23 protein-coding genes are annotated in these 24,785 nt (G+C 70.6%); 4 read left to right on the top strand and 19 right to left on the bottom strand.

Going from position 1 to position 24,785, the window contains the following annotated elements; translation table 11 throughout:
- Positions 1–39 precede the first annotated feature (39 nt).
- The 5 genes from caldi_RS15710 to caldi_RS15690 all read right to left on the bottom strand — a co-directional run bounded on the left by caldi_RS15710 (position 40) and on the right by caldi_RS15690 (position 7,675).
- A complete protein-coding gene (locus caldi_RS15710) occupies positions 40–1,953 on the bottom strand; it encodes an acetate--CoA ligase (protein ID WP_264842691.1) in 1,914 nt (637 codons plus the stop codon).
- Positions 1,954–2,064: 111 nt separating this feature from the next.
- Positions 2,065–4,038 (bottom strand): acetate--CoA ligase, encoded by a 1,974-nt coding sequence (acs, locus tag caldi_RS15705; RefSeq protein WP_264842690.1) that lies wholly within the window; start codon positions 4,036–4,038, stop codon positions 2,065–2,067.
- Positions 4,039–4,093: 55 nt separating this feature from the next.
- Positions 4,094–5,557 carry a DUF294 nucleotidyltransferase-like domain-containing protein gene (locus tag caldi_RS15700; RefSeq protein WP_264842689.1) on the bottom strand — a complete coding sequence of 488 codons (1,464 nt, stop codon included), beginning with the start codon at positions 5,555–5,557 and terminating at the stop codon, positions 4,094–4,096.
- Positions 5,558–5,650: 93 nt separating this feature from the next.
- Entirely contained in the window at positions 5,651–7,399 is a 1,749-nt protein-coding gene (locus caldi_RS15695; RefSeq protein WP_264842688.1) for a sodium:solute symporter family protein, read from the bottom strand.
- A 12-nt stretch (positions 7,400–7,411) separates the two neighbouring features.
- Positions 7,412–7,675 (bottom strand): DUF4212 domain-containing protein, encoded by a 264-nt coding sequence (locus caldi_RS15690; RefSeq protein WP_264842687.1) that lies wholly within the window; start codon positions 7,673–7,675, stop codon positions 7,412–7,414.
- A 395-nt stretch (positions 7,676–8,070) separates the two neighbouring features.
- Between caldi_RS15690 and caldi_RS15685 the strand changes: the two genes are divergently transcribed.
- Together caldi_RS15685 and caldi_RS15680 are read left to right on the top strand one after the other, a co-directional pair.
- Positions 8,071–9,357 (top strand): sensor histidine kinase, encoded by a 1,287-nt coding sequence (locus caldi_RS15685; RefSeq protein ID WP_264842686.1) that lies wholly within the window; start codon positions 8,071–8,073, stop codon positions 9,355–9,357.
- A 37-nt stretch (positions 9,358–9,394) separates the two neighbouring features.
- Entirely contained in the window at positions 9,395–10,192 is a 798-nt protein-coding gene (locus caldi_RS15680; RefSeq protein ID WP_264844830.1) for a LytR/AlgR family response regulator transcription factor, read from the top strand.
- Between the two features lie 3 nt (positions 10,193–10,195).
- Here the strand turns inward: caldi_RS15680 and caldi_RS15675 are convergent, their stop codons facing one another.
- The 4 genes from caldi_RS15675 to caldi_RS15660 all read right to left on the bottom strand — a co-directional run bounded on the left by caldi_RS15675 (position 10,196) and on the right by caldi_RS15660 (position 13,920).
- A complete protein-coding gene (locus caldi_RS15675; protein WP_264842685.1) occupies positions 10,196–12,037 on the bottom strand; it encodes a solute symporter family protein in 1,842 nt (613 codons plus the stop codon).
- Position 12,038: 1 nt separating this feature from the next.
- On the bottom strand, positions 12,039–12,470 hold the full coding sequence (locus tag caldi_RS15670) for a hypothetical protein (RefSeq protein ID WP_264842684.1): 432 nt from the start codon (positions 12,468–12,470) through the stop codon (positions 12,039–12,041).
- Positions 12,471–12,542: 72 nt separating this feature from the next.
- Positions 12,543–13,394 (bottom strand): polysaccharide deacetylase family protein, encoded by an 852-nt coding sequence (locus tag caldi_RS15665; protein ID WP_264842683.1) that lies wholly within the window; start codon positions 13,392–13,394, stop codon positions 12,543–12,545.
- A gap of 55 nt (positions 13,395–13,449) precedes the next feature.
- Positions 13,450–13,920 carry an OsmC family protein gene (locus caldi_RS15660; RefSeq protein WP_264842682.1) on the bottom strand — a complete coding sequence of 157 codons (471 nt, stop codon included), beginning with the start codon at positions 13,918–13,920 and terminating at the stop codon, positions 13,450–13,452.
- A gap of 206 nt (positions 13,921–14,126) precedes the next feature.
- Here caldi_RS15660 and caldi_RS15655 point away from each other — a divergent pair, with 206 nt between their 5' ends.
- Positions 14,127–14,417, top strand: a complete 291-nt coding sequence (locus caldi_RS15655) for a metal-sensitive transcriptional regulator (protein ID WP_264842681.1) — start codon at positions 14,127–14,129, stop codon at positions 14,415–14,417.
- A gap of 111 nt (positions 14,418–14,528) precedes the next feature.
- Here the strand turns inward: caldi_RS15655 and sdhB are convergent, their stop codons facing one another.
- The 5 genes from sdhB to caldi_RS15630 all read right to left on the bottom strand — a co-directional run bounded on the left by sdhB (position 14,529) and on the right by caldi_RS15630 (position 20,284).
- A complete protein-coding gene (sdhB, locus tag caldi_RS15650) occupies positions 14,529–15,287 on the bottom strand; it encodes a succinate dehydrogenase iron-sulfur subunit (protein ID WP_264842680.1) in 759 nt (252 codons plus the stop codon).
- Positions 15,288–15,291: 4 nt separating this feature from the next.
- Entirely contained in the window at positions 15,292–17,073 is a 1,782-nt protein-coding gene (gene sdhA / locus caldi_RS15645; protein ID WP_264842679.1) for a succinate dehydrogenase flavoprotein subunit, read from the bottom strand.
- A gap of 60 nt (positions 17,074–17,133) precedes the next feature.
- Positions 17,134–17,769 carry a succinate dehydrogenase cytochrome b558 subunit gene (locus caldi_RS15640; RefSeq protein WP_264842678.1) on the bottom strand — a complete coding sequence of 212 codons (636 nt, stop codon included), beginning with the start codon at positions 17,767–17,769 and terminating at the stop codon, positions 17,134–17,136.
- A 241-nt stretch (positions 17,770–18,010) separates the two neighbouring features.
- A complete protein-coding gene (locus caldi_RS15635) occupies positions 18,011–19,186 on the bottom strand; it encodes a pyridoxal-phosphate-dependent aminotransferase family protein (protein WP_264842677.1) in 1,176 nt (391 codons plus the stop codon).
- A 645-nt stretch (positions 19,187–19,831) separates the two neighbouring features.
- Positions 19,832–20,284, bottom strand: coding sequence for a bifunctional nuclease family protein (locus caldi_RS15630; protein ID WP_264842676.1), 453 nt, complete (start codon positions 20,282–20,284; stop codon positions 19,832–19,834).
- Between the two features lie 127 nt (positions 20,285–20,411).
- Here caldi_RS15630 and caldi_RS15620 point away from each other — a divergent pair, with 127 nt between their 5' ends.
- Complete coding sequence (locus caldi_RS15620) at positions 20,412–21,098, top strand: molybdenum cofactor biosynthesis protein MoaE (RefSeq protein WP_319951772.1); 687 nt, start codon at positions 20,412–20,414, stop codon at positions 21,096–21,098.
- A gap of 25 nt (positions 21,099–21,123) precedes the next feature.
- Here the strand turns inward: caldi_RS15620 and caldi_RS15615 are convergent, their stop codons facing one another.
- From caldi_RS15615 to folB, 5 genes are all read right to left on the bottom strand, one after another.
- Positions 21,124–21,957 carry a type III pantothenate kinase gene (locus caldi_RS15615; RefSeq protein ID WP_264842675.1) on the bottom strand — a complete coding sequence of 278 codons (834 nt, stop codon included), beginning with the start codon at positions 21,955–21,957 and terminating at the stop codon, positions 21,124–21,126.
- Complete coding sequence (locus caldi_RS15610; protein WP_264844828.1) at positions 21,957–22,736, bottom strand: type III pantothenate kinase; 780 nt, start codon at positions 22,734–22,736, stop codon at positions 21,957–21,959. Before caldi_RS15610 ends, caldi_RS15615 begins: the two co-directional genes overlap by 1 nt.
- Positions 22,736–23,587: a carboxylating nicotinate-nucleotide diphosphorylase gene (gene nadC / locus caldi_RS15605; RefSeq protein ID WP_264842674.1), complete on the bottom strand. Its 852-nt coding sequence runs from the start codon at positions 23,585–23,587 to the stop codon at positions 22,736–22,738. The genes caldi_RS15610 and nadC overlap by 1 nt, the downstream gene beginning before the upstream one ends.
- A gap of 269 nt (positions 23,588–23,856) precedes the next feature.
- Positions 23,857–24,396 carry a 2-amino-4-hydroxy-6-hydroxymethyldihydropteridine diphosphokinase gene (gene folK / locus caldi_RS15600; protein WP_264842673.1) on the bottom strand — a complete coding sequence of 180 codons (540 nt, stop codon included), beginning with the start codon at positions 24,394–24,396 and terminating at the stop codon, positions 23,857–23,859.
- Positions 24,397–24,402: 6 nt separating this feature from the next.
- On the bottom strand, positions 24,403–24,783 hold the full coding sequence (folB, locus tag caldi_RS15595; protein WP_264842672.1) for a dihydroneopterin aldolase: 381 nt from the start codon (positions 24,781–24,783) through the stop codon (positions 24,403–24,405).
- Between the last annotated feature and the right edge of the window lie 2 nt (positions 24,784–24,785).

Here is a 24,785-nt window from a genome sequence, read left to right as displayed (position 1 = left end):
TACGGCCCAGCAAGGCGTTGCAGCCGGTGGCGTCCCGCCTCAGTCCGCCGCGCCCCGGATCTGCGCCCGCATCTCCCGCCAGGCCTGGCGAGCCTCCTCGACGGAACCCTCGTCCTCGATCGTCGAGATGTCGCCCGGGTCGCGGTCGAGGATGACGGCCTTGAACACCCGCCGCATGATCTTCCCGCTCCGGGTCTTGGGGAGGACGTTGACGAAGTGGATCTCACCGACCACCGCCACGGGGCCGAGCTCCCGGCGCACCGTGTCGAACAGCTCCCGCCGGAGCTCCTCGCTGGCCGAGTAGCCCGCCTTCAGCACGACGAAGGCGGAGATCACCTCGCCCCGCAGCTCGTCCGGGCGACCGGTGACACCCGCTTCCGCCACCGCGGGGTGGGTGAGGAGGGCGGTCTCCACCTCGATGGTGCCGATGCGGTGACCGGCGATCTTGATCACCTCGTCGGCCCGGCCGCTGAACCAGAAGTAGCCGTCCTCGTCCACGTAGGCGGCGTCGCCGGTGAAGTACACGCCGGGGATGCGCTGCCAGTACTCCCAGTTGTAGCGGTCGGGATCGCCCCAGATGGTCGGGGTCAGGCTCGGGAACGGCCGGGTGAAGACCACGATGCCCTTCTCGCCGGGCGGAAGCTTCTCGCCCTCCATGCTGCGGACCTCGGCGAAGTAGCCCGGCAGGGGGATGCCGGCCGACCCGGGCTTGATCGGCAGCATGGCCAGCCCGTACGGGTTGCCGAAGACCGGACCGCCCGTCTCGGTCTGCCACATGTGGTCGATCACGGGGATCCGGTCCCTGAAGACCTCCTTCTGCAGCCACTGCCAGGCCGGTACGTTGAGCACCTCGCCCGCGCACACCACCCGCTCCACCGAGGAGAGGTCGAACCTCTCGGATACCGCCGTCCCGTAGCGCATGAGCATGCGGACGGCCGTGGGGGCGGTGAAGATGCCGGTCACGTGGTGCTCCTGGACGATGCGGTAGAAGGTCTCCGGCCCCGGGTGGTCGAGGGCGCCCTCGTAGGCGATGGTCGTGGTGCCGAAGAGCAGCGGGGCGTAGACGATGTAGCTGTGCCCCACGATCCAGCCGATGTCGGAGGTCGACCACCAGACGTCCTCCGGCTTCATGCCGAAGCACCACGCCGCCGTGCTGTAGATGCCCACCTGGTACCCGCCGTGCACGTGGACGGCGAGCTTCGGCTTGGCCGTCGTGCCCGAGGTCGCCAGGATGAAGGCCGGCTCGTTGGCCTCCATGACCTCGTGGTCCGCCGGCTGGCCCTCGCCCTGGGCCAGGAACTCGTCCCACGTCATGTCCCGGCCCGGCCGCAGGTCGATTGGCGTGTCGGTACGGCGGAGCACCACGACCTTCTCCACCGGCGAGTCGGGAGCCGAGAGGGCATCCTTCACGATGCCCCAGAGGCGCACGGCGTTCCCCTTGCGATAGGTCACGTCGGCGGTCAGGAGCACCCGCGCACCCGCCAGGCGGATGCGCTCCGCCAGGGCGCTGGCGCCGAAGCCGGCGAACACCACGATGTGGATGGCGCCGATCCGGGTGCAGGCCAGCATGGCCATGATGGCCTCGGGGCCGGTGGGCATGTAGATGGCCACCCGGTCGCCCCGCCGGACCCCGAGGCCCCGGAGCGCGGCGGCGACCCGCTTCGTGCCGCTGAGGAGCTGCGCGTACGTGAACACCCGCTGCTCGCCACGCTCGGTGATGCCGATGAGCGCCGCGTGGCCGGCGCGCCCGGCCGCCACGTGGCGGTCGAGGCAGTTGTAACTCAGGTTCGTCTGCGCGCCCGTGTACCACTTGAAGCCGGGCGGGTCCCACTCGAAGACCCGGTCCCACTTGCGGAACCACGGCAGCTGCTCCGCTGCCCGGCCCCAGAACCCTTCCCAGTCCCTCTCGGCGTCCTCGCGCCAGCGCCGGACGATCGGGTTCAGGACCTCCATCCGTCTCCCTCCCCGTCTGCGGTTGCGTGGCAGGTGCGAAGTGCGCGACGCACGCGGGCCGGCGGGGGCCGGCGGTCCGGGGCCCCAGCCCTGCCGCCGGCCCGGGCGGCGTCACACGCCGCCGCCCTCGGTCGCCTCGTACTTCTCCTTCAGCTGCTGGACCACCGCCGGGTCGGCGAGGGTGGTGGTGTCGCCGAGCGCCCGGCCCTCGGCGATGTCGCGCAGGAGCCGGCGCATGATCTTGCCGGACCGGGTCTTGGGGAGATCGGCGGTGAAGAGGATCTCCTCGGGCCGGGCCAGGGCGCCGATCTTCCGGACCACGTGCTCCTTGAGCTCCTTCTCCATGGCCTCGCTCGGCTGGTGGCCTTCCTTCAGGATCACGAAGGCGGAGATCGCCTGGCCCTTGATGTCGTGGTTGCGGCCGATGACCGCCGCCTCCGCCACCGCCGGGTGGTCGACCAGGGCCGACTCGACTTCCCACGTGCCGATCCGGTGGCCGCTGACGTTGATCACGTCGTCGACCCGCCCGACGATGATGAAGTAGCCGTTCTCGTCCTTCTTCGCCCCGTCGCCGGTGAAGTACACGCTCTTCCCGAACCGGCTGTAGTACTGCGCGACGTAGCGGTCGGGGTCGCCCCAGACGGTCCTGAGCATGGCCGGGGCCGGCTCGGTCAGGACGAGGAACCCGCCCTCGCCGGGCCCGACGGGGTTGCCGGCGCCGTCGACGACCTCGGCGGAGACGCCCGGGAACGGGATCGTCGCCGAGCCGGGCTTCGTGTGGGTCACGCCGGGCAGCGGCGTGATCATGATCATGCCGGTCTCCGTCTGCCACCAGGTGTCGACGATCGGGCACTTGCCCCGGCCGATGTGCTGGTGATACCAGATCCACGCCTCGGGGTTGATGGGCTCGCCCACGGTGCCGATCAGCCGCAGGCTGGAGAGGTCGTACCGGGCCGGCCACTCCTCGCCCCACTTCATGAAGGACCGGATCGCCGTGGGCGCGGTGTAGAGGATGTTCACCCGGTACTTCTGCACGATGTCCCAGAAGCGGCCCCGGTCCGGGTAGTCCGGGGTGCCCTCGTACATCACCGTCGTCGCGCCCTCGGCCAGGGGACCGTACACGATGTAGCTGTGGCCGGTCACCCAGCCGATGTCCGCGGTGCACCAGTACACGTCCTCGTCCTTGAGGTCGAAGACGTAGTGCGTGGTCGCCGCCACGCCGGTGAGGTAGCCGCCGGTGGTGTGCAGCACGCCCTTGGGCTTGCCCGTCGACCCGGAGGTGTAGAGGATGTAGAGCGGGTCCTCCGCGTCCATCTCCTCCACCGGGCAGGTGTCGGGCTGGTTCCGCATGAGGGTGTGCCACCACAGGTCACGGCCCTCGACCCAGTTGTGGTGCACGAGGGACTCGTGGCCGATGCGCTTCACCACGATGACCTTCTCGACCGACGGGCAGCTCTTGAGCGCCTCGTCGGTGTTCTGCTTGAGCGGCACCACGTTGCCCCGCCGCCAGCCGCCGTCGGCCGTGATGACGATCTTCGCCTGGGCGTCGTTGATCCGGCCCGCCAGCGACTCGGCGCTGAACCCGCCGAAGACCACCGAGTGGATGGCGCCGATGCGCGCGCAGGCGAGCATGGCGATCGGCAGCTCGGGGATCATGGGCAGGTAGATGGTGACCCGGTCGCCCCGCCTGACGCCGAGGGACTTCAGCATGTTGGCGGCCTTGGAGACCTCGCGGTGGAGGTCCTGGTAGGTGAGCACCCGCTCGTCGCCCGGTTCGCCCTCCCAGATGATGGCCGCCTTGTTCCGGCGCCAGGAAGTGAGGTGCCGGTCGATGCAGTTGTACGAGGCGTTGAGCTTACCGCCCACGAACCACTTGTAGAACGGCGGCTCCCACTCGAGGACCGTATCCCACTTCTTGAACCAGTGGAGTCGCTCCGCCATCGCCGCCCAGAAGCCCAGGCGGTCCTTCCTGGCCCACTCGTGCAGGCTCATGTCCTTCACGTGGGCACGCTCGGCGAAGTCGGGCGGCGGCGGGAACAGCCGGTTCTCCTGAAGAAGCGCTGCGATCTTCTCCTGGCTGCTCATGAGCTCCCCTCCAGTTCGTGTAATCCGGCACCGGCCCCCTCCGGGGGCGGCAGACCTAACCGGCGTGAAAGACCAGACCGAGGTGGTCCTGAAGCTTCGATATGGCCGCAAGCGCCTCGCGGAGCTCCCGCGCCTCCCGCGGGGAGAGCTCTTCGGGCCTGAGGCGGGTGTGTCCGGAGAGGGGAGGCGGGGACGGACACGTCTCCGGCAGAAGAGCCCGCCGGATCCGCAATCGCATGAGGGTTTCAAACGCTGATTCTAGCGATTCTCCAAGGACGGGGTCGATCTCCTGCTCTGCGAGGAGATCCCGCAGCCGCTGGAGGGTCCCGGTGGCCAGGCTGCCACGGCGCAGCGCCAGCACCCGGAGCCCGTCGACCAGGTGGACCCCGGCGTCGGTCTTGAGGTCCAGCAGCCCGCGCCGGGGCCCGCGGAGCAGGAGGATCCCGAAGGGCCCGATCGGCACCCGGTGCTGGAGGTCGTCCGCCGCCAGATGGTGCAGCAGCAGGCCGCTCGCCCGGGCGAGCGCCACCGCCCGCCGGCGGAGTTCCTGGCCCAGCCGCCGGTCGCCGGCCACGGCGCGGAAGTCGAAGAAGATGGTCGCGGCCCGGATCCGCTCGCCCGTCGGGGCGGTGGCCCACCGGGCGACCTCCTCCAGCCAGGCGGACATGGGGCGCCGCCAGTCCGGGCGGCTCGCCATCACCCCGCCGGGGCACGGGGCGAAGCCGCACTTCTCCAGCAGCGTGACGGCGCGCTCCCCGAGCAGGGCGAAGTAGCGCTCGGCCTCCTCCTCCCGCCCCGGCGGCGGGTCGGCCCAGACGAGGGCGTTGTCCTGGTCGCTGCGGACGTATTGCTCGCCCCTCCCGGCGCTGCCCATCACGAGGAACGCGTAGGCCGCCGGTGGCGGCCCCAGCGCGCCCTCCGCCAGCGCGACCACCCGGCGGGTGAGGCGATCGTTGAACTCGGTGGCCACGGCCAGGACCTCGTCAGGCGCCGCCCGGTCGCGCACCAGCGTCCGGAGGATGTCGTCTGCCCGCTCCCGGGCCCGCACCAGGGCCTGCACGTCCCGGGCCCGCTCGATGGCGTCCGCCAGGGCGGCAGCCCCCAGGTCGCGCTGGCGGGAGAGGTCGCCCAGGGTGACCATCCCCACCAGCCGGCCGGCCTCGTCCAGAACCGGCAGGTGCTTGACGCCGTGGCGCAGCATGGTGAGGAGCGCCGTCGCGTGAAAGTCGGTGGTCCGGCAGGTGATCACCGGCCGGGTCATCACCCGGCTCACGGGCTGCGCCGGCGAACCGCCCACCGCCAGCACCTTCACCACCAGGTCCCGTTCCGTGACGATCCCGACAGGCTGCCCGTCGGGCCCGACGACCACCATCGAGGAGATGCCGAGGGCGGCCATCTGCCGGGCCGCCTCGGCGACGGGGATGTCCGGACCGCACGAGCGTACGGGACGGGACATGAGGTCCTGCACGCGCCGGCGGAAGGGTCGCGGGTCCAACACGTCCGGCGCCGGCGGCTCCACCCCTTTCACCTCCCGGGCCACCGAACGGGCGGCGGGCCGGTGCAGGCAGGTCGGGACCGCCTGCACCGCCCCGCGCCCGGCCGGCGTGATCGTTCAGTCCGCCGGACCCTCGACCGTCCGGAGGAGCCGCTTCGGGTAGCGAACCTCGGTGACCAGGTCCTGGACCTTCGGGTCGGGGGCCGGCGTGAGCAGCGAGACGACGTACGTGATCAGGAAGTTGATGGGCATGCCGAAGATCCCGGCCGCCGTGTCCTTGATCCCGAACAGCTCCAGCTTCACGGCCGGGTGCCGGTTCAGGATGATGTAGGCGAAGGTGATGAGCAGGCCCACGATCATCCCGGTGATGGCACCGTACCGGTTCGCCCGCTTCCACCAGATCCCGAGCACCAGGATCGGGAAGAAGGACGCGGCCGCCAGCGAGAAGGCCCAGGCCACGATGTTGGCGATGAACTGCAGGCGGAAGGTCGCGATCCACGCGGCGATGATCGCCACGACGATGAGGAGGACCTTGGACAGGAAGAGGCGGGCCTTGTCGCTGGCCTTCGGGTTGATGAGCTTGTAATAGATGTCATGGGAGATGGCGGTCGCGACGACCATGAGCAGCCCGTCCGCCGTCGAGAGCGCCGCCGCCAGGCCGCCGGCCGCTACCAGGCCCGCCACGACGTACGGCAGGCCGGCGATCTCCGGCGTGGCCAGGACGATGATGTCGTTGTTGATGCCCAGCTCGGCGAACTGCAGGATCCCGTCCCCGTTGGCGTCCTTGATCGTCAGGAGGCCCGTCTTCGTCCAGGCGGCGGCCCACGCCGGCAGGCTGGCGATGGGCTGGCCCACGATGTTCTGGAGGATCTCCCAGCGGGCGAAGGCGGCGTAGGCGGGGGCCGTGAAGTACAGCAGGAAGATGAAGAACAGGGCCCAACCCACGCTGTAGCGGGATTCCCGGACCGAGGGTACCGTGTAGAAGCGGACGAGGATGTGCGGCAGCCCCGCCGTGCCGGCCATCAGGCTCAGGGTAAAGGCCAGGAACATGACCGGGCTCCAGTCGTTGAAGGGCTGGACGTACGCCTTCGTGATCCCGTACTTGGCCTCCAGCTCGGTGATGGCGGTCAGCGCCTTCCCGTACATGAGTTGCGGGATCGGCACGCCGGTGAACTTGGTGGAGATGGCGATCACGGGTACCAGGTAGGCGATGATGAGGATGATGTACTGGGCCACCTGCGTCCACGTGACCGCCCGCATGCCGCCGAGGAACGAGCACACCAGCACGCCCAGCAGGCCGACGAAGACGCCGATGTTGTACGGGATCCCGAGGAAGCGGCTCATGACCACGCCGACGCCGGTGACCTGGGCGATGAGGTACGTCGAGCTCACGAGGATCGCCGCCAGCACGGCCACCACCCGCGGGAAGCCGTCACCGTACCGGGCCGCCACGAAGTCCGGGATCGTGTAGTGGCCGAACTTGCGAATGTAGGGTGCCAGGAACACCGCCAGCAGGACGTAGCCGCCCGTCCACCCCATGATGTAGCCGAGCCCTTCGTACCCCAGGGCATAGACGAGCCCGGCCATGGAGATGAACGAGGCGGCCGACATCCAGTCGGAACCCGTGGCCATCCCGTTGAAGATGCCGGGGATCTGCCGGCCGGCCACGTAGTACTCGTCGAGCTTGTTGGTCCGCGAGACGATGCCGATCAGGGCGTAGATCGCGATCGTGAGCCCCATGAAGATGTAACCGATCCCCCTGGAGCCCAGGATGCCGGCGGACTCCAGCGCCCACACGAGGAGGACGACGCCCGCGAAGGCGAGCGTGTACATCCCCCAGATGCGCCCGAGACGGTCGATGCGCACGCCCCTGCCCCCCTATTCCTCAACCCCGTACTTCCGGTCGATCTGGTCCATCCGCCAGGCGTAGTAGAAGATCAGGAGCACGAAGACGATGAGCGAGCCCTGGGAACCCATGTAGTACCCGAGGGGGAACCCCGTGAGGATCTTGAACTGGTTGAGGAACTTCACGATGATGGCCGCCCCGTAGGACACCAGAGCCCACACCACGAGGATCCAGAACACGGTCCGCGCGTTCTCGCGGAAATGCGCTTCGAGGCGCTCCCGCTCGTTGTCCGTCACCGAGCCTTCCCCTCCCTTTCCTTGACCTCGCATGCGTACCATGACTGCACCACGGGTTCGGTTCCACCACTTGTTCCCCCTGTCACTTTTGCCCCCTTTGATGCAAATTTCCACCGTGTCTGGTGTCACCAATTGTAACGGGGGGCGTGAGGGGCCGGCCAATGTTCGCCGGTGAACGGGGCACGAGGCCAGGGTAAGACGTGTTCGGACGGGGTTGAACGGGACGGCCGCGCCGGAGCCCGGGTGAACGGCCAGGCAGAAGGGGTGAACTGGCCGGTGAACGGCGGGAATCGCCGGGTGAACGGCGCGGCGAGCAGAAGGGTTTGCTCCGTGAGTGGGCGAAATCGATGCATTTGTGAAGGATGTGCACCTTTCGGCTCGAAGGGGGGCCGCAGGTGCTGCGCATCGCCGGTGCGGCCGCCGCGCTGATCACGCTGGTCGAAGGGGTCGTGCTGTACCCGCTGGTCCGCATCGACCCCGTTCAGCTGGGCCTGACCCTCGGCCTGTTCAACCTCGCGCTGGCAGCCGTGGTGGGCTACTTCGCCGTCGGCGGCATCGCGGTCGGCGGGGCCGGACAGAGAGAGGGCGCGCTCCGGATCGTGCAGGACACCCTGCCCTTCCTGCGACAGGGACTGAACCGGGAGACGGCGGCGAAGACCGCGGAGATCCTGGCCCAGCTCGACAGCGTCCACGGCGTGCTCGTGGCCGGCCGCCAGGAGGTCCTGGCCGTCTCGGGCCGGTGTCTGGAGGACCCCGACGCCCTCGAGCGGGTCCGGCGCGCCGTGGCGCGCGCCCAGGCTCGTGGCGGCACCCGGCTGGCTCGCCTGCCGGCGCGCGAGGGCCGGCCCGCCGCCACGGCGGTGGCGGTTCCGCTCCAGTGCCAGCGGGAGGTGGTGGGCGCGCTGGCACTGGTCGCCGAGTCCCGGCCCGGCGTGGTGGCCGACGTGTCCCGTTCGGCCGAGGTCTTCGCCCGCCTGCTCTCCATGCAGATCGAGCTCGGCCAGCTGGACCGGCAGGCCCGTCTGGCCGCGGAGGCCGAGCTGAGCGCCCTGCGGGCCCAGATCAACCCGCACTTCTTCTTCAACACGCTCAACACGATCATCAGCTACAGCCGGGACGACCCGGAGATGGCGCGCCGCCTCCTCCTCCGCCTGGCCGACCTCTTCCGGATCACGATGCACCTCCAGGGCCAGATCATCCCGTTCGCCGAGGAGTACCAGCACGTGCGCGACTACCTGTTCATCGAGCAGGCGCGCTTCCGTGACCGGTTGCGGGTCGTGTACGACATCGACCCGCAGGTGCTGAAGGTGGGGGTTCCGGCTCTCTCCGTGCAGCCCCTGGTGGAGAACGCGGTGCGTCACGGGATCGCCCCGAAGGGGGCCCCCGGCACCGTGGAAGTGCGGGCCCGCCTCGACTTCCTGCTCCTGCGGGTGCAGATCACCGTGCGGGACGACGGCGTCGGGATGCCCCCGGAGCGGATCCCGGAGCTCCTGCGCCCCCGCCCGGGCACGCGGCCCGCCGGGGGGGATCGCAACCGCCCGGGCCGGGCCGCCGGAGGCGGGGTGGGCCTCAGCAACATCAACGAACGGCTGCGGCGCCTGTACGGGGACGCGTACAGCCTCGAGATCGAGAGCGCCCCGGGCCGGGGCACCACGGTGCACCTGCGGGTGCCCATGCGGTGAGCGGCGGGCACCCGGCCGAGGGAGGTGAACCCGCGTGATGCGTGTCCTGATCGTCGACGACGAGTACCCCGCCCGGCGCGAGCTGCGCGCCCAGCTGGCCCGGTTCCCGGACGTGCAGGTGGTGGGCGAGGCCGCCAGCGCCGAGGAGGCGTACGAGCTCATCGCCGCCCTCAACTACGACGTCGTGTTCCTGGACATCGAGATGCCGGGCATGAGCGGGATGGACCTGGCCCGGCGCATTTCCCGGGGCCCGAGCGGTCCCCGTGTTGTCTTCACCACCGCTTACCCCCAGTACGCGCTCGAAGCCTTCCAGGTCGGGGCAGTGGGCTATCTGCTCAAGCCCTTCGACGAGGAGCGCCTGGGGGAGCTCCTGGACCGCATCGCGGGCCCGCGGGGCGCCCTGCCGGCGCGGGAAGCGGGCGGGCCGGCCCCGGCTGGCCCCCGGCGAGAGCCCGGTGCCCGCGCGCCGTCCGACGCGCCCGCCTCCCGGACGCCCCCCCGGATCCCGGTGGAGAAGGCGGGCAAGACCCTCCTCGTCCACCCGTCGGAGATCGCCTTCATCTACGCCCAGGAGGAACAGGTCTACGTCAAGCTTCACAGCGAGCGGCTGCCGTGCCGCTTCACCCTCCGCCAGCTGGACGCGCGTCTCGCCCCCTACGGCTTCCTGCGGGTGCACCGGCGCTTCCTGGTCAACCTGGAGAAGGTGCGGGAGGTCGTGCCCTACTTCAAGGGGAGCATCGGTCTGGTGGTGGCGGACGCCGAGCGCACCGAGATCCCCGTGAGCCGGGGCCTGACCCCGCTCGTGCGCCGGCGCCTCGGGCTGCGGGAGGAATAGCGGTCACGCGCCGGGGCGGCCGGTGCGCGCCCGCAGCCCCACGCGGGCCAGGAGGCGCTCCTGCCGCTCGCGGGCCGTGCCGTGCACCCGGATCCAGACCTCGTCGATGTTCTCGGGGACGCTGCGCCGGTCCCACAGCGACACCAGGACGATGGTGAGGAGTGCCAGCGGGACCGTCACCAGCGTCGGGAACGTGAGGTGCTTCCCCAGCGCCGTCAGGGGATGGTCCGGCAGCGCGCCGCGGATCCGGAGCAGGTTCATGACCACGAACAGCACCGCCCCGCCTCCGCCCACCGCCATCCCGGCGAGCGCGCCCCGCAGGGTGGTGCCGCGCCACCAGATCGCCGTCACGAGCACCGGGACGAAACCGCTGGCCGCAACCGAGAACGCCCACGTCACCATGAGGGCGATGACGGCAGGGAAGGCCCGGGTGAGCTCGAACCGGGGCACCGCCAGGCCGAGCCCCAGCGCCACCAGCGCCATGGCGACGAGCGCCGCCTTGCCCACGGCGACCCGCAGCCACTCCGGAGCGTCCGGCTTGATGTACTGCTCGTAGAGGTCGTGCCCCCACGAGGCGGCGGAGGCCATGAGCAGCCCTCCGATGGTGGAGAACATCGCCGCGAAGGCCCCGGCCGCCACGTGGCCCAGCACCACGTCGCCCCCCAGGCTCTGGGCCAGGAACGGCATGACCTGATCGGGGTAGGCCAGCACGCCGTCCACGACCTGGATCGCCAGGCCCACCCGCCCCTTGGCGGCGAGCGCCGGCGCCAGGGCCCGTCCCATCACCCCGACCGTGCTGGCCAGCAGGTAGAACCCACTCGTGAAAACGAGCACATACACGGTGGTCCAGCGGGCGACCGGGCCGCTCGGGTTCGTGTAGTAGCGCATGATCACGTGCGGAAGACCGGCCGTGCCCAGCGTCAGGGTCAGGACCAGGGAGATCTGGTCGAGGGGGCCGTAGAGGTGGCCGGGGCGGTTGAAGACCGCCGGCTCGCCGGGTCGCACCCGGCTCTTCTGCGGCATCAGCACGGTGACCTCGGCGTCCGGGTCGGCCAGCCGGGGTTCGATGCGTGCCCGCCAGTACGCCTCGCTCATCACCTCGCGGGCCTGGTCCGCGGGGGTCTTGCCGGTCGCCGGGTCCGGGCGCAGCAGGTCGGCGACCCGCCACCGCTCGGCGCTGACCAGGGGCCCGAGGGACAGGTCGGCCAGGGCCCGGCTGTAGCTGAATCCCGTGACGATCCCCAGGGCGAGCAGGACCACGACGGCCCAGACCATGATCCAGAACTGCAGGGCCTGGTTCCACGTGGTGCCGCGCATCCCGCCCACGGCCGTGTAGACGATCATCACCAGCGCCGTGACGATGACTCCGGTCGCGTACGGGCTCAGGCCGGGCAGCCCCCGGCCGACCAGGAGCTCCCAGACCGTGCCCGCCCCCACCATCTGCGGGGCCAGGTAGAAGAGGGCGATGATCTGGACCATGGCCACCCCGGCCAGCCGGGCGGCGTCCGAGCGGAAGCGGGCGGCGAGGAAGTCGGGCAGGGTGTACTCGCCGAAGCGGCGCAGCGGCGAGGCCAGGAAGAGGAGGACCGGCACAAACCCGGCCGCGAAGCCGATGCCGAACCAGAGCCCGTCCATCCCGGAAGCGTAGACCGCCCCCGCCACCCCGAGGAAGGAGGCCGCGCTGAAGTAGTCCCCGCAGATGGCGGAGGCGTTCATGAACACGTTCACGGTCCGCCCGGCCAGGTAGAACTCGACCGTGGTGCCCGAGTAACGGCGCGCGTACCAGGAGATGGCCACCGTGGCGGCCATCACCGCGAGGGTGATGGCAAGAGCCCCGGGGTACACCTCAATCCCCCCGCGCCCGCCCGCCGACGCCCGCCCCGGCCCGGCCGCCCTCCGGACGGCCCAGGAGCGCCTCCTCGAGCCGGTTGGCCTGGATCGTGTAGGCGACGGCGAGGAGGATGTAGAAGAGCGGGTACAGCAGGGTCACGGCGAGGTAGGCGAGGGTGAAGCCTCCCCACACCGTGGCCTTGACCCAGTAGTCCCACGTGGAGTGAAGGACCGGCAGCGTCAGCGTGACGAGGAAGAAAAGCGTGCCGTACAGGAAGCTGAGGCGGCGCTGCGCCCGGAAGACCGCCTCGACCTCCTCCGGCGTGTCGAAGTCGTCTTCCGCCCACAGCTCCCAGTCGCCGCCCGCCCCGGGCCACAGGTCCCCCGGCTCCGGGGCCGGCCCGGGACCGGAGCCGCCTTCCCCGGGCCCGGTCCGCCCGTGTCGCACGGCCCGCACCCCCCGCGGTCGGTGGGAGTGGGAATTTGACGCGGGCGGACCGGATTCCTACGTCCTCCCCCCTCACCACTGCCCCGGCACCGGGCGGCCGGTGGCGAGCATCTGCGAGACGGTGACGAAGCGGTACCCCTGCCGCCGCAGCGAACTGACGATGACAGGCAGGGCCTGCACCGTGTTCGTCAGGTCCTCCCCCTTGCCGCCGGCGGAGTGGTGGAGGATGATCGCCCCCGGGCGGGCACGGGGTGCCACGTTCGCCACCACCATCTCGGCCGTGGTGCCGCGCTTCCAGTCGAGCGAGTCGACGTTCCACAGCACCACCTTGTACCCCAGCGCCCGGGCGGTGCGGGTGACGTCCGGCGTCACCTCGCCGTACGGCGGGCGGAACACCCGGACCGGCCGGCCCGAGATGCCCCGCAGCACGCGGTCGCCCTGGCGCAGCTGCCAGTCGACCGCGGCCGGCGTGACGCGGGCCAGGTTCACGTGCTGGTAGCTGTGGCTGCCGACCTCGTGCCCCTCGCGGACGATCCGCCGGACCACGTCGGGGTTCGCCCGGGCCCGGGTGCCGACCAGGAAGAACGTCGCGGGCACCCGCTGCGCCCGCAGGACGTCGAGGATCCGGGGCGTGAACGTCCGGTCCGGCCCGTCGTCAAAGGTCAGTGCGGCGAGCCGGTACCGCTTGTCCCCGCTCAGGAACACCCCGGGCGGGGGTTTCGCGGGATCCTCGTGGGGGCGGCCGCCGTCTTCCGGACCGCCCTCGAGCTCCGGCGTGGCGTCCGTCGCCTGCGGCCCGGGGGCGGGCGAGGGTGGCGGCGCCTGAGGGGCAGCCGGGGGCTGACCCCGCCGCGGCAGGACCCGCGAGAGGCAGCCCCCCGCCAGCGTCAGGCTCACAAGCAAGAGGGCAAGAAAGCGTCGCACCCGGGAATCCTCCCCCACCCGTGATGGCGCACCTTCTTGCCCATAGTCTGCCCGCTTACGCGCGCTCTCCGGACAGGGCCGGCGCGGGGTGCTCGCCGCGGCCGACTTCCTGGCCGTTGAGCTCTGCCCGATAGGTGAGATGGGCGGCGTGCTTCAGGGTGTTGCTCACGCTGCAGTAACGCGTCCAGGACAGCTCGATCGCGCGCAGGTACCGGTCGACGGGCACACCCTCGCCCCAGAGCCGGTACACGACGCGGATGGCCCTGAACACCTTCGGGTGCTCCTCCGCGTTGTCGCTCTCCAGGGCGACCTCGAACCGGTCGAAGGGGATCCGCATCTTTCGGAGGATGGACACCACGTCCATCCCCGTGCACCCGCCGAGCGCCACGAGCACCAGGTCCGCCGGCCGGGCAGCCGTGTTCTTCCCGCCGGCGCTCTCCGCCGCGTCCATCAGGACCGCATGCCCGGTGCCGGTGGTCGCCTTGAACAACATGTCCCCTTCCCACGTGACCGTTGCCTGCTTCACCGCGCCAAACCTCCCGTCGGGTTGTCGTGAGGGATGCTCCGCCATCGTCCATCGTCGCGCTCCGACCCCGGCGCCGTAAGTACCCCTCTGGGTATTATACCCACTGCTATTGACAAAATGAGAACTCGGCGCGATGTTGTCCTCAGATACCGGGTAGGGTATATAGCCCGGAGGGTCCACTTCGGAGAGGAGGGCCACCCACGGCCGTGGCAGGACTCAGCAGCCGCGAGCTGGCGCCCGAGGTGCTGGAAGACCTCCAGCGCCGCCTTCGCCGCATCGAGGGGCAGGCCCGGGGCATCCAGCGCATGCTCCAGAAGGGGGCCGACCCCGGCAGCATCCTCGTGCAGCTCGCCGCGATGAAGGCGGCGATCGCACGGGTGGGCCTGAAGCTCCTGGGGTGCCAGCTGGGCCAGACCATGGCCGCCGAGATCCGCGCCGGCGGCACGGGGGACAAGGCGGCGGACGATATCCTGTCTTCTTTCATGCGGTTGGGATAGAACCGGCCCGCCACGGCAGCCGGCGACCCCCGGCGGCCCTTCGCCGGACGGACGGCCCCCCTCAGGGTTCCTGAGGGGGGCCGCCGGGTTTCGGACGGGATTCGCACGAGGTCACCGGCCGCGGAAGAACCGGCGCAGGCTGAACAGCGTGGCCTGCCGGTTGATCTCGGCGATGGCCTCGGTGAGCGGGATCCCCTTCGGGCACGCCTTGACGCAGTTCTGCGCGTTGCCGCAACCCGTGAGGCCGTCGGGCCCCATGAAGGCAGCCAGCCGCTCGTCCGCGTGGAGCTTGCCGGACGGGTGGGAGTTGAAGAGCGCCACCTGGCCGAAGGCGAAGGGCCCCATGAACTCGCTCTGCGGACCGTAGTTCGGGCACACGTCCAGGCATACGCCGCAGGTCATGCACTTGGACAGCTCGTACCGCCACTCCTGCTCGGCAGGGCTGTAACGCGGCCCGGGACCCAGGTCGTAGGTCCCGTCGATGTCGATCCAGGCGCGGATCTTCTTCAGGGTCTCGAACATGCGGGAGCGGTCGACCATGAGATCCCGCTTGACGGGGAACGCCCTCATGGGCTCCAGGCTGATGGGCTGGGGGAGCTTGTCGATGAGAGCGCTGCACGCCTGGCGGGTCTTGCCGTTGATGACCATCGTGCAGGCGCCGCAGACTTCCTCGAGGCAGTTGCTCTCCCACACCACGGGGGTGGTCTTCTCGCCACGGGCGTTCACGGGGTTCTTCTGGATCTCCATGAGGGCGGAGATCACGTTCATCCCCGGCGAGTAGGGAACCTCGAACTCCTCCCAGTACGACTCCTTGTCGGGCCCGTCCTGCCGCTTTATCTTCAGCCGGACCGTGCTGCCGTTCGTCGCCAAGACCTCAGGCCCCCTTCTTCGCTTGCGCTTCCTGCATGGTCGCCGTCTTGGCCACGTCGTAGCGCCGCGGGCGGGGCTTGATGAGCGAAGTGTCCACCGGCTTGTAGGTGATCTTGGGCCCGTCCGGAGTCCACGTGGCCATGGTGGTCTTGAGCCAGTTCTCGTCGTCGCGGTCGGGGAACTCGGGCTTGTAGTGGGCCCCGCGGCTCTCGTTGCGCAGGAGCGCCCCCAGGGTGATGACCTCCGCCAGCGTGAGCATGCCGGAGAGCCACCGGGTGAAGACGGCCGGCTGGTTGGCGTAGCCACCCGTGTCCGGGACCCCGATCCTGTGCCACCGCTCCTGGAGTTCCTTGATCTTCTGCAGGGTCTTCTCGAGGCGGTCGTTGTACCGCACGACCGTCACGTTGTCGGTCATCCACTTGCCCAGTTCCTCGTGCAGGCGGTACGGGTTCTCCGGCCCGTCCATGCGCAGGATGGACTCGTATGCCTCTTGGTGGCGCCGGACCTCGGGCTCGAACACCGAGGACGGCAGCTCCGAGGCCAGGCGCGGCAGGCCCTTCACGTACTTCACCGCGTTCGGCCCGGCCACCATGCCGCCGTAGACGCAGGACAGCAGCGAGTTGGCGCCCAGGCGGTTGGCGCCGTGGTAGGCGAAGTCCGCCTCACCCACCGCCATGAGGCCCGGGATGTTGGTCCAGTGGTCGTAGTCGATCCACAGCCCGCCCATCGTGTAGTGCATGCCGGGGAAGATGCGCATCGGCACCTTCGTGGGGTCGTCGCCGATGAACTTCTCGTAGATCTCGAGAACCCCGCCCAGCTTGCGGCGGGCGACCTCGGGCGGGATGTGGGAGATGTCGAGGTAGACCTGGTTCTTGCCGTCGACGCCGAGGCCCATCTCGACGACGACCTTGAAGATGGCCCGGGTCGCGATGTCACGCGGCACCAGGTTGCCGTACTCCGGATACCACTCCTCCAGGAAGTACCAGGGCTTCCCGTCCTTGTAGGTCCAGACCCGGCCGCCCTCGCCCCGGATCGACTCGGACATGAGCCGCAGCTTGTCCTCGCCCGGGATGGCCGTGGGGTGGACCTGGATGAACTCGCCGTTGGCGTAGATGGCGCCCTGCTTGTAGACGGCTGCGGCGGCCGCACCCGTGTTGATCACGGAGTTGGTCGACTTGCCGAAAATGGCGCCGATGCCGCCGGTCGCCATCACGACCACGTCTGCCGGGAACGCGCGGAACTCCATCGTGTGGAGGTTCTGCGCCACGGCGCCCACGGTGCGGCCCTCGTGCAGGACGATGCCGACGAAGTCCCAGCCCTCGTACTTCGTGACCTTGCCCGCCACCTCCCAGCGGCGGACCTGCTCGTCGAGCGCATAGAGGAGCTGCTGGCCCGTGGTGGCGCCGGCGAACGCGGTGCGGTGGTGCTTGGTGCCGCCGAACCGGCGGAAGTCGATGAGGCCTTCCGGCGTGCGGTTGAAGGGCACGCCCATGCGGTCGAAGAGGTAGATGATGGCGGGCGCCGCCTCACACATGCCCTTCACGGGGGGCTGGTCGGCGAGGAAGTCGCCGCCGTAGATCGTGTCGTCGAAGTGCTCCCAGGGGGAGTCCCCCTCGCCCTTCGTGTTGACCGCTCCGTTGATGCCGCCCTGGGCGCACACGGAGTGGGAACGCTTGACGGGAACCAGCGAGAGGAGGTCGACGTTCAGGCCGGCCTCAGCGATCTTGATGGTGGTCATGAGGCCCGCGAGCCCGCCCCCGACCACGACGATGCGGGGTTCTGCCATCTGGGATGCGATCCCTCCTTAGCGAGTGCCGCCGCTTGGGAACCGGCGGCCGGCCGGCGATCAGCGGAACGCGCGCAGGGCCGCCAGACCCAGGGCGGCGATGACGACGAAGGCCGCGTTCGATACCCAGTTCGAGACGCGCTGGCTCCGGGGCCCCACCGTGATGCCCCAGGTGATGAGGAACGTGTACAGGCCGTTCGCCAGGTGGTACGCCGCGGCCACGACCCCGATGGCGTACCAGACCCGCATCAGCGGATTGGCCAGGCCCCGGGCCACGATATCGAAGGTCGGGTACTTGACGTCCGCCCCCCACGCCCCGAGGAGCTTCTGGAAGCGGAAGTGGTACAGGTGCTGGGTCACGAAGGCCAGCGTGATCAGCCCGGTGAGGCGCTGGAAGAAGAAGGCCCAGTTCCGCGCCCACGGGTACTGGGTCACGTTGAAGCGGGCGTCCATGATGATGTAGATGCCGTATAAGGCGTGGAAATACAGGGGAAGGATAATGACGAAGAGTTCCAGGGCCCACAGGAACGGGAGCTCGTTGATCGCCCGGACCTTCGTGTTGAACACTTCGGGGCCCTTGTTGGCCGCGTAATTGGTGTACAGATGAAACAGGAGGAATCCGCCGACGGGGACGACGCCGAGAAGTGAGTGGAGCCTGCGCCAGAAGAACTCGTTGCGCTTGAAGAACTCCCGCATCGAAGTCGCGCCCACTCCTTTCCTCCACCGTGCCGGGATGTGTGGACTGTACCGGGCTCCATGGCGGGCACGACCGCTCCCCCCGGCTCCCGTCCCCCTGATCCGCCCTGCGGAACGGCGGTCCAACACGGCTCCGGAGGTCGAACCGGCCCGTCGCAATCAGCCCCATTGTACCCCGGTGTCAAAAGCGCGTCAACGCGAATGGAATCTTCTGGTTAACGACAACAACCTGCCCGCCGAGCTAGCCCGCGGCGGCGGCCGCAGCCGCCAACCCGGCCCCCGGCTCGAGGCGCAGCCCCTGCTCCCGCAGCGCCGTCTCGAAGGCGGCCAGGAAGCTGAGAACGTTCTTGGGCTCGGCGTTCACGCCCATGAAGCCGACCCGCCAGATCTTCCCCTTGAGCGGGCCGAACCCCGAGGCGATCTCGATGTCGAAGTCGAGGAGCCGCCGCTGCACCGCCGCCGCGTCGATGCCCTCCGGGACGACGACCGTGTTCAGCGGCGCAAGCCGGTACTCGGGGGCAACCAGCATCCGGAGGCCCATCGCCTCCAACCCGGCCACCAGCATCCGGTGGACCCGCCCGATCCGCTCCCAGCGGGCCTCGAGCCCTTCCTCGAGGACGAGCCTCAGGGCTTCCCGCAGGGCGTAGATCATCGAGATCGGGGCCGTGTGGTGATAAGCCCGATCCCGCGCGCCGTCCCCCCAGTACGCCATGAGCTGCGTCATGTCGAGGTAGAAGCTCTGCACGGGGCTCTTGCGGCTGCGGATGCGCTCCAGCGCCCTCTCGCCGAACGTGACCGGCGCCATGCCGGGCGGGGCCCCGAGGCCCTTCTGCGAGCAGGAGTAGGCCGCATCGAGGCCCCAGGCGTCGACCTCGACCGGGACGCTGCCGAGAGAGGTCACGCAGTCCGCCACCGCCAGCGCCCCGTGGCGGTGGGCGACCTCGACGATGGGGCCGGGCGGCTGCAGCACGCCGGTGGAGGTCTCGGCGTGGACGAAGGCCACCACCCGGGCGGGCCGCTCGCGCAGGGCAGCCTCGATGCGATCCGGGTCGAGCGGCGTTCCCCACTCGGCCTCGACGGTCTGCACCCGGGCTCCGGCGCGCCGGGCCACCTCCGCCATCCGCTGGCCGAAGTAGCCGGCGACCCCGACCAGCACCTCGTCCCCAGGTTCGAGCAGGTTGACCATCACGGCCTCCATGCCCGCCGTGCCGGTCCCCGAGAGGGGCAGGGTGAACTCGTTGCGTGTGCGGAACACCTGGCGAAGAAACTGGCTGACATCGTCCATCACGGCAAGGAACGCGGGGTCGAGGTGCCCGATCACCGGGGTCGCCATGGCGCGCAGGACCCGGGGATCCACGTTGGCGGGCCCCGGGCCGAGCAGCAGGCGGTTCGGGGTCCTCAGTTCCGGCAGGGACACAGGGCTGTGACCTCCTTGCAACTGGACACGTTCGGGAGCGTACGAACAGGTTCCGCCGGGCAGCCCCGGCGGACCCCCGCCGGGACGCCCCGCGCAGCCAGACAGGGGTTCGGCGCAGCCGCCGCGAAAACCTGCCACGGCGGGAGGTTGGTCGACTCGCCGTACCTGCCTGCAGCGCCGCGGCATCCCTCCGTCCGGTGCGGTCCTCCGCCTTCCCGCTGCGGAACGCGCTGCCGCGATGCGGCCCCCACTGCGATTTCTGCAAACGGAGTTCGGGGCAGCCTCTGCAAAACACGCGATTAACAGCACGAAGGACCGCTCGTCGGGCGGCGAAATGCAGCGGGTGTGTTCTAGCAGCAAGCGTCCGGGGCGGTTTGGGGGCCTATTGCGTTGCCCGACAGACTACACGGGCCTGAGCACCGCGGTCTTTGCAAACGAACTGTCGGGACCGGTTTGCAGAATCTGCCGTTGTCCCGCCGCGTGGACCGCTGTGACGCCCGGTTCTGCCGTAGCGGCAGCCGAGCGGCCGGGGGCGGGAGATGCCGTGCGGCGCGCCGCTGCCGGTCCGGTGGCCGCAGCCGCCGGAACGCAGGGGGGCGACCCTGCTCCGAGCAAGGTCGCCCCACCGGATTCCCGTACCGACCCCTAGTGAATCGGGGAGTCGTCCTCCTCCCCATCCCCATCTTCCTCTTCGGCATCGGGCTGCACCCCGTGCAGGGCCATGACCACCGGGTCGCAGAACACCGGCGCGCCGGCCCGCACCGCCAGAGCGACCGCGTCGCTGGGCCGGGAGTCGACCTCGACGACCGTACCGTCCTTCTGCTCGAGAAAGAGGGAGGCGTAGAACGTACCGTCCTGGAAGTCCCGGATCAGGACCTGCTGCACCCTGGCGTCCAGCGCTTCCAGGACCTTCAGGAGCAGGTCGTGGGTCATGGGCCGGGGGACCTCGGTCCGCTCGATCCCCATGGCGATCGCCCGGCCCTCGAAGGGCCCGATGCCCATGACCAGCAGCTGTCCGGTGTGCGGCGCGCGGAACACCAGGACCACGTCCGAGGAGCCCTGAACGATGCCGACGCTGACGACTTCCAGCCGCACCATCGCGCCACCCTCCTCCGGGCCTGGCCTTGACTCTAGTATACTGCCCGGCCGCGCGCCGCAGCAACTTTACACCGCCTTGGGCAGGGTTCTAGAATCGAGGCAGCACATCGCAGCAGGAGTGAAGTACGTGGTACGGGTCCGCCTGTTCGCCGGAGCCGCCCAGGCGGCGGGGCGGCGGGAGCTGTCGGGGGACTGGGCCGGCCTCACCGCCGGCGAGGTCGTTCAGGAACTGGCCCGGCAGTTCCCGTCCCTGGGGCCGCTGGCGCCCACCCTGGCGCTGGCCGTCAACCGGGAGTACGTCGAGCCCGATCACCGGCTGCAGGACGGGGACGAACTGGCCCTGATCCCGCCCGTGAGCGGCGGTGAGGAGGCGCTCTTCGAGGTGGTCACGCACCCCCTCTCGGCGGACGCCGTCGCCAGGAAGGTGGTGGCACCGGAGATCGGGGCGGTGGTCACGTTCGTCGGCACCGTGCGCGAGTGGACGCACGGCCGGCGCACGGTCCACCTCGAATACGAGGCCTACCCGGAGATGGCGGTGCGGGAGATGGAGCGGATCGCCCGGGAGATCGGCGAGCGCTGGCCCGGAGCCCGGGTGGCGATCTCGCACCGCGTGGGCCGGCTCGAGATCGGCGAGGCCAGCGTGGTCATCGCGGTGGGGACCCCCCACCGGGCCGGCGCCTTTGACGCCTGCCGGTACGCCATCGACCGGCTCAAGCAGATCGTCCCCATCTGGAAGAAAGAGGTCTGGGAGAACGGCGAGGCATGGGTGGGAGCCCAGTCCGGCCCGCCCTGGCAGCATCCCGAGAAGCGGTGAGCCCGACACAGCGCCGGCCTCCGGGTCATGTGCCCGGAGGCCGGTTCCACTCCCAGATGAGCCGGATCCCGGCCAGCGTGAGCCAGGGGTCCACGGTGTCCAGGCACCGGCAGTGCGGGGCCACCACGTGGGCGAGTCCGCCGGTGCCGACCACCCGCAGTTCCTCCCCCAGCTCCTCGCGCACCCGGCGCAGGAGCCCTTCCACCTGCCCCGCGAACCCGTAGAGGATCCCGGACTGCATCGCCGCCGCGTTGTTGCGCCCCAGCACCCGGGGCGGGGCGACCAGCTCCACCCGGGCCAGGCGCGCCGCCGACTCGAACAGCGCCTCCGTGCTGATCCCCACCCCCGGGGCGATGCTGCCGCCGAGGTACGTGCCGTCGGCGGCGACGACCTCCAGCTTGGTGGCGGTGCCGAAGTCGACGGCCACGGTGGCCCGCTCCCCCGGCGCCCCACCGCCGGTCGGGTCCCCGCCCCCATGAAGGACCCACGCGGCCACCGCGTTGGCGAGCCGGTCCGCGCCGAGCGCGGACGGGTCCTCGTAGCGGACTGCCGGCAGCGAGCGCAGCCGGCTGGAGACGATCAGGGGCTCGGCGCCGAAGTAGCGCCGGCACATCTCCACCAGCACGGGGGTGAGGGGGGGCACCACGGAAGCCATCGCCGCCGCCGTCACCGCCCCGGGGTCGAGCCCCGCCAGGCGGAAGGCGCGCACGAGCCAGAGACCGTACTCGTCGGCGGTACGCGCGCGCCGCGTCTCCAGGCGCCACGACCGCAGGGGAGCACCGCCCCCCGCGCCGGCCGGGGCGGCGGCGTAGAGGCCGACCGTGACGTTCGTGTTTCCCACGTCGAGCGCCAGCAGCATCAGTCCGGCCCTCCGGGCCCGCGGTTGCGCTGGTAGATGAGCCGGAGCCCCTCCAGCGTGAGCCACGGGTCGACGTGCTGGATGCTCCGGCACTCCGGGGCGATGAGGTCGGCGGTCTCGCCTGTCGCCACCACGGTGGCGGGCCCGTTCTCGGCGATGAGCCGCTCGCAGATGCCGTCCACCATGCCGGCGAAGCCGTAGACGATGCCGCTCTGCAGGCAGTGGGTGGTGCTGCGCCCCAGCACGGTCTTCGGGCGGGCGAGCTCGACCCGCGGGAGGCGGGCCGCGTGGCGGAACAGCGCGTCGGCCGCGATCTCCACCCCGGGCGCGATCACCCCGCCCCAGTACTCGCCGTCCCGGGAGATGTAGTCGAAGATCGTGGCCGTGCTGAAGTCGACGACGATGCAGGGCCCGCCGTACCGCTCGTAGGCGGCGATGGCCAGGGCGACCCGGTCCGCGCCCACCTCCCGGGGGCTGTCGTAGCGGATCACCAGGCCCGTGCGGACGCCCGGCCCGACGGTGAGCGGCGTCACCCCGAAGTAGGTCCGGCTCATCGACTCCAGGGTCGGGGTGAGCGGCGGCACCACGGAGCAGATCGCGACCCCGCTCACGTCCCCCGCCCGGATGCCGGCGTGCTCGAGCAGGCCCGCGATCAGGACGCCGTACTCGTCGCCGGTACGCCCCGCCTCCGTGGCGATGCGCCAGTGGTGGGCGAGGCGTGATCCCCGGTACACGCCCAGCGTGATGTGCGTGTTGCTGACGTCGAGGGCGAGGAGCATCACGCCTCCGCCTCTCCCGTGGCCTCGCCGGTGCTGACCAGGTCGAGGCTCAGGTCGAGGGCCCGCGGGGAGAGGGTCAGCGCGTCGACCGCGATGTAGTCCACCCCCGACCGGGCGATGTCCTCCAGGTTCTCCGGCGTGACGCGGCCGGTCGCCTCGAGCACCGCGCGGCCGGCCACGAACTCGACCGCCTGCTTGAGTTCCTCGGGGTCGAAGTTGTGCAGCAGGATGACGTCCGCTCCGGCCCCGAGCGCCTCCTCCAGGGCGGCCCGATCCTGCACCTCGATCCCCAGGCGGGCCGACAGGGGCCCCAGGTGCCTCCGCGCGGCGAGGATCGCCTCCCGCACCCCCCCGGCGATGGCGACGTGCTGCGCCTTGATCACCACCGCATCGTAGAGCCCGAGGCGGTGGCTGGCCCCGCCGCCGACCTGCACCGCGTACTTGTCCAGGAGCCGCAGCCCGGGAGCTGTCTTGCGCGTGGCCACCAGCTTGGCCTTGTAGTACCGGATCCCCTCGGCCAGGCGCCGGGTCGCCGTGGTGATGCCGCTCATCCGCTGCAGGAAGTTGAGCGCCGTGCGCTCGGCGGTGAGCAGCGCCCAGGCCGGGCCGGTGACCCGGGCGACGGCCGCTCCGGCCTCCACCGCCCCACCTTCCTCCACCAGCGCCTCGTACCGGACGGCCGGGCTCACCAGCTCGAAGGCCAGCCGGGCCACCTCGTGGCCGCAGACATGGCCCGCCTCCCGGGCCACCACCACGCCGACCGCCTGCAGGCCCGGCGGCACCAGCGCCGCCGTGGTCAGGTCGCCGTGGCCGATGTCCTCGGCCAGGGCCTGACGCACCGTCTGCTCCAACGCAAGCCGACTTGGGAACACGCGCGACTGCCCCCAATCCGTTCTCAGTTGTGAGTTGTGAGTTATGAGTTGTGAGTCTTGACACACCCGTCTACATTCGCGGCCCGTGGGTGCGGCCCGTGAGCGCGGCCCGTGGCGCGCTCCGTTGGATCATCCGGAAGGAACGGCCGGCGGGGCGGCCCCGGCGTGACAGGTCCCACGACCGCCCTGCGGGCGGCCGGCCGGCCCGCCAACTCACACTTTACAACTCACCACTCACCACTCACAACTCACAACCCCTTTCGGATCCGTTCCAGGAACACGGCGGCCGGCAGGTGGAGCCGGACCCCCTGGTCCGGCAGCGCCGCCAGGAGGCGCGACAGCGCGGGTCCGCCGGGCAGTCGCAGGGAGGGATCGAGCTCCAGGAGCGGCACCAGCACGAACGCCCGCTCGCCGAGGCGCGGGTGCGGGATCACCAGGTCGGGCTCGGCGATCGACACCTCCCCGTACAGCGCGATGTCCACGTCCAGGGTGCGCGGGCCCCAGCGCTCCAGCCGCTCCCGACCTTCCGACCGCTCCGCCGCCTGACACGCGAAGAGGAGCTCCCGGGGCTCGAGCGTCGTGCGCACCAGGGCGGCGGCGTTGAGGAAGGGGCCCTGGTCCGTCCGGCCCCAGGGAGCCGTCTCGTACACGGACGACACGGCGACCAGCTCCACCTGGCGGGGGGCCAGGAGGTAACGCAGCCCCCGCACCAGGTGCCCCAGACGGTCGCCCAGGTTGGATCCCAGGCTCAGGTAGGCGCGGACCATCCGCACGTCCTCGTGCGGCACGGCGCCTCACCCCCCGCGCGGTCCGTCCCCGGCACGTCGCCGGTGGATCTCCACGCACACGTCGGCGAAGGTGCCCGGGATGGGGGCCCGGGGCTTGTGCACCCGGACGGTGACGGCATCGGCGGGGAAGCGGTCCAGGAGCCGCCCGGCGATCCGCTCGGCGAGGGTCTCCACCAGCCGGACGGCCGGCCCCTCCACCACCGCGCGCACCTCACGGAAGACCGCGGCGTAGTCGACGGTCCGCCGCAGGTCGTCCGACCGGCCGGCTTCGCGGAGGTCCAGGAACAGCTCGGCGTCGACCCCGAAGACCTGGCCCTGCTCCGCCTCCCGCTCGTTCACCCCGTGCCGGCCGAAGAACTGCATGCCCGAGATGAGGATGCGATCCACGC

It is taken from the genome of Caldinitratiruptor microaerophilus, assembly GCF_025999835.1.
GTDB lineage: Bacteria > Bacillota > Sulfobacillia > Symbiobacteriales > ZC4RG38 > Caldinitratiruptor > Caldinitratiruptor microaerophilus.
Note: the sequence above shows the minus strand (reverse complement) of the source record. Positions and strands in the feature narration are given on the sequence as shown.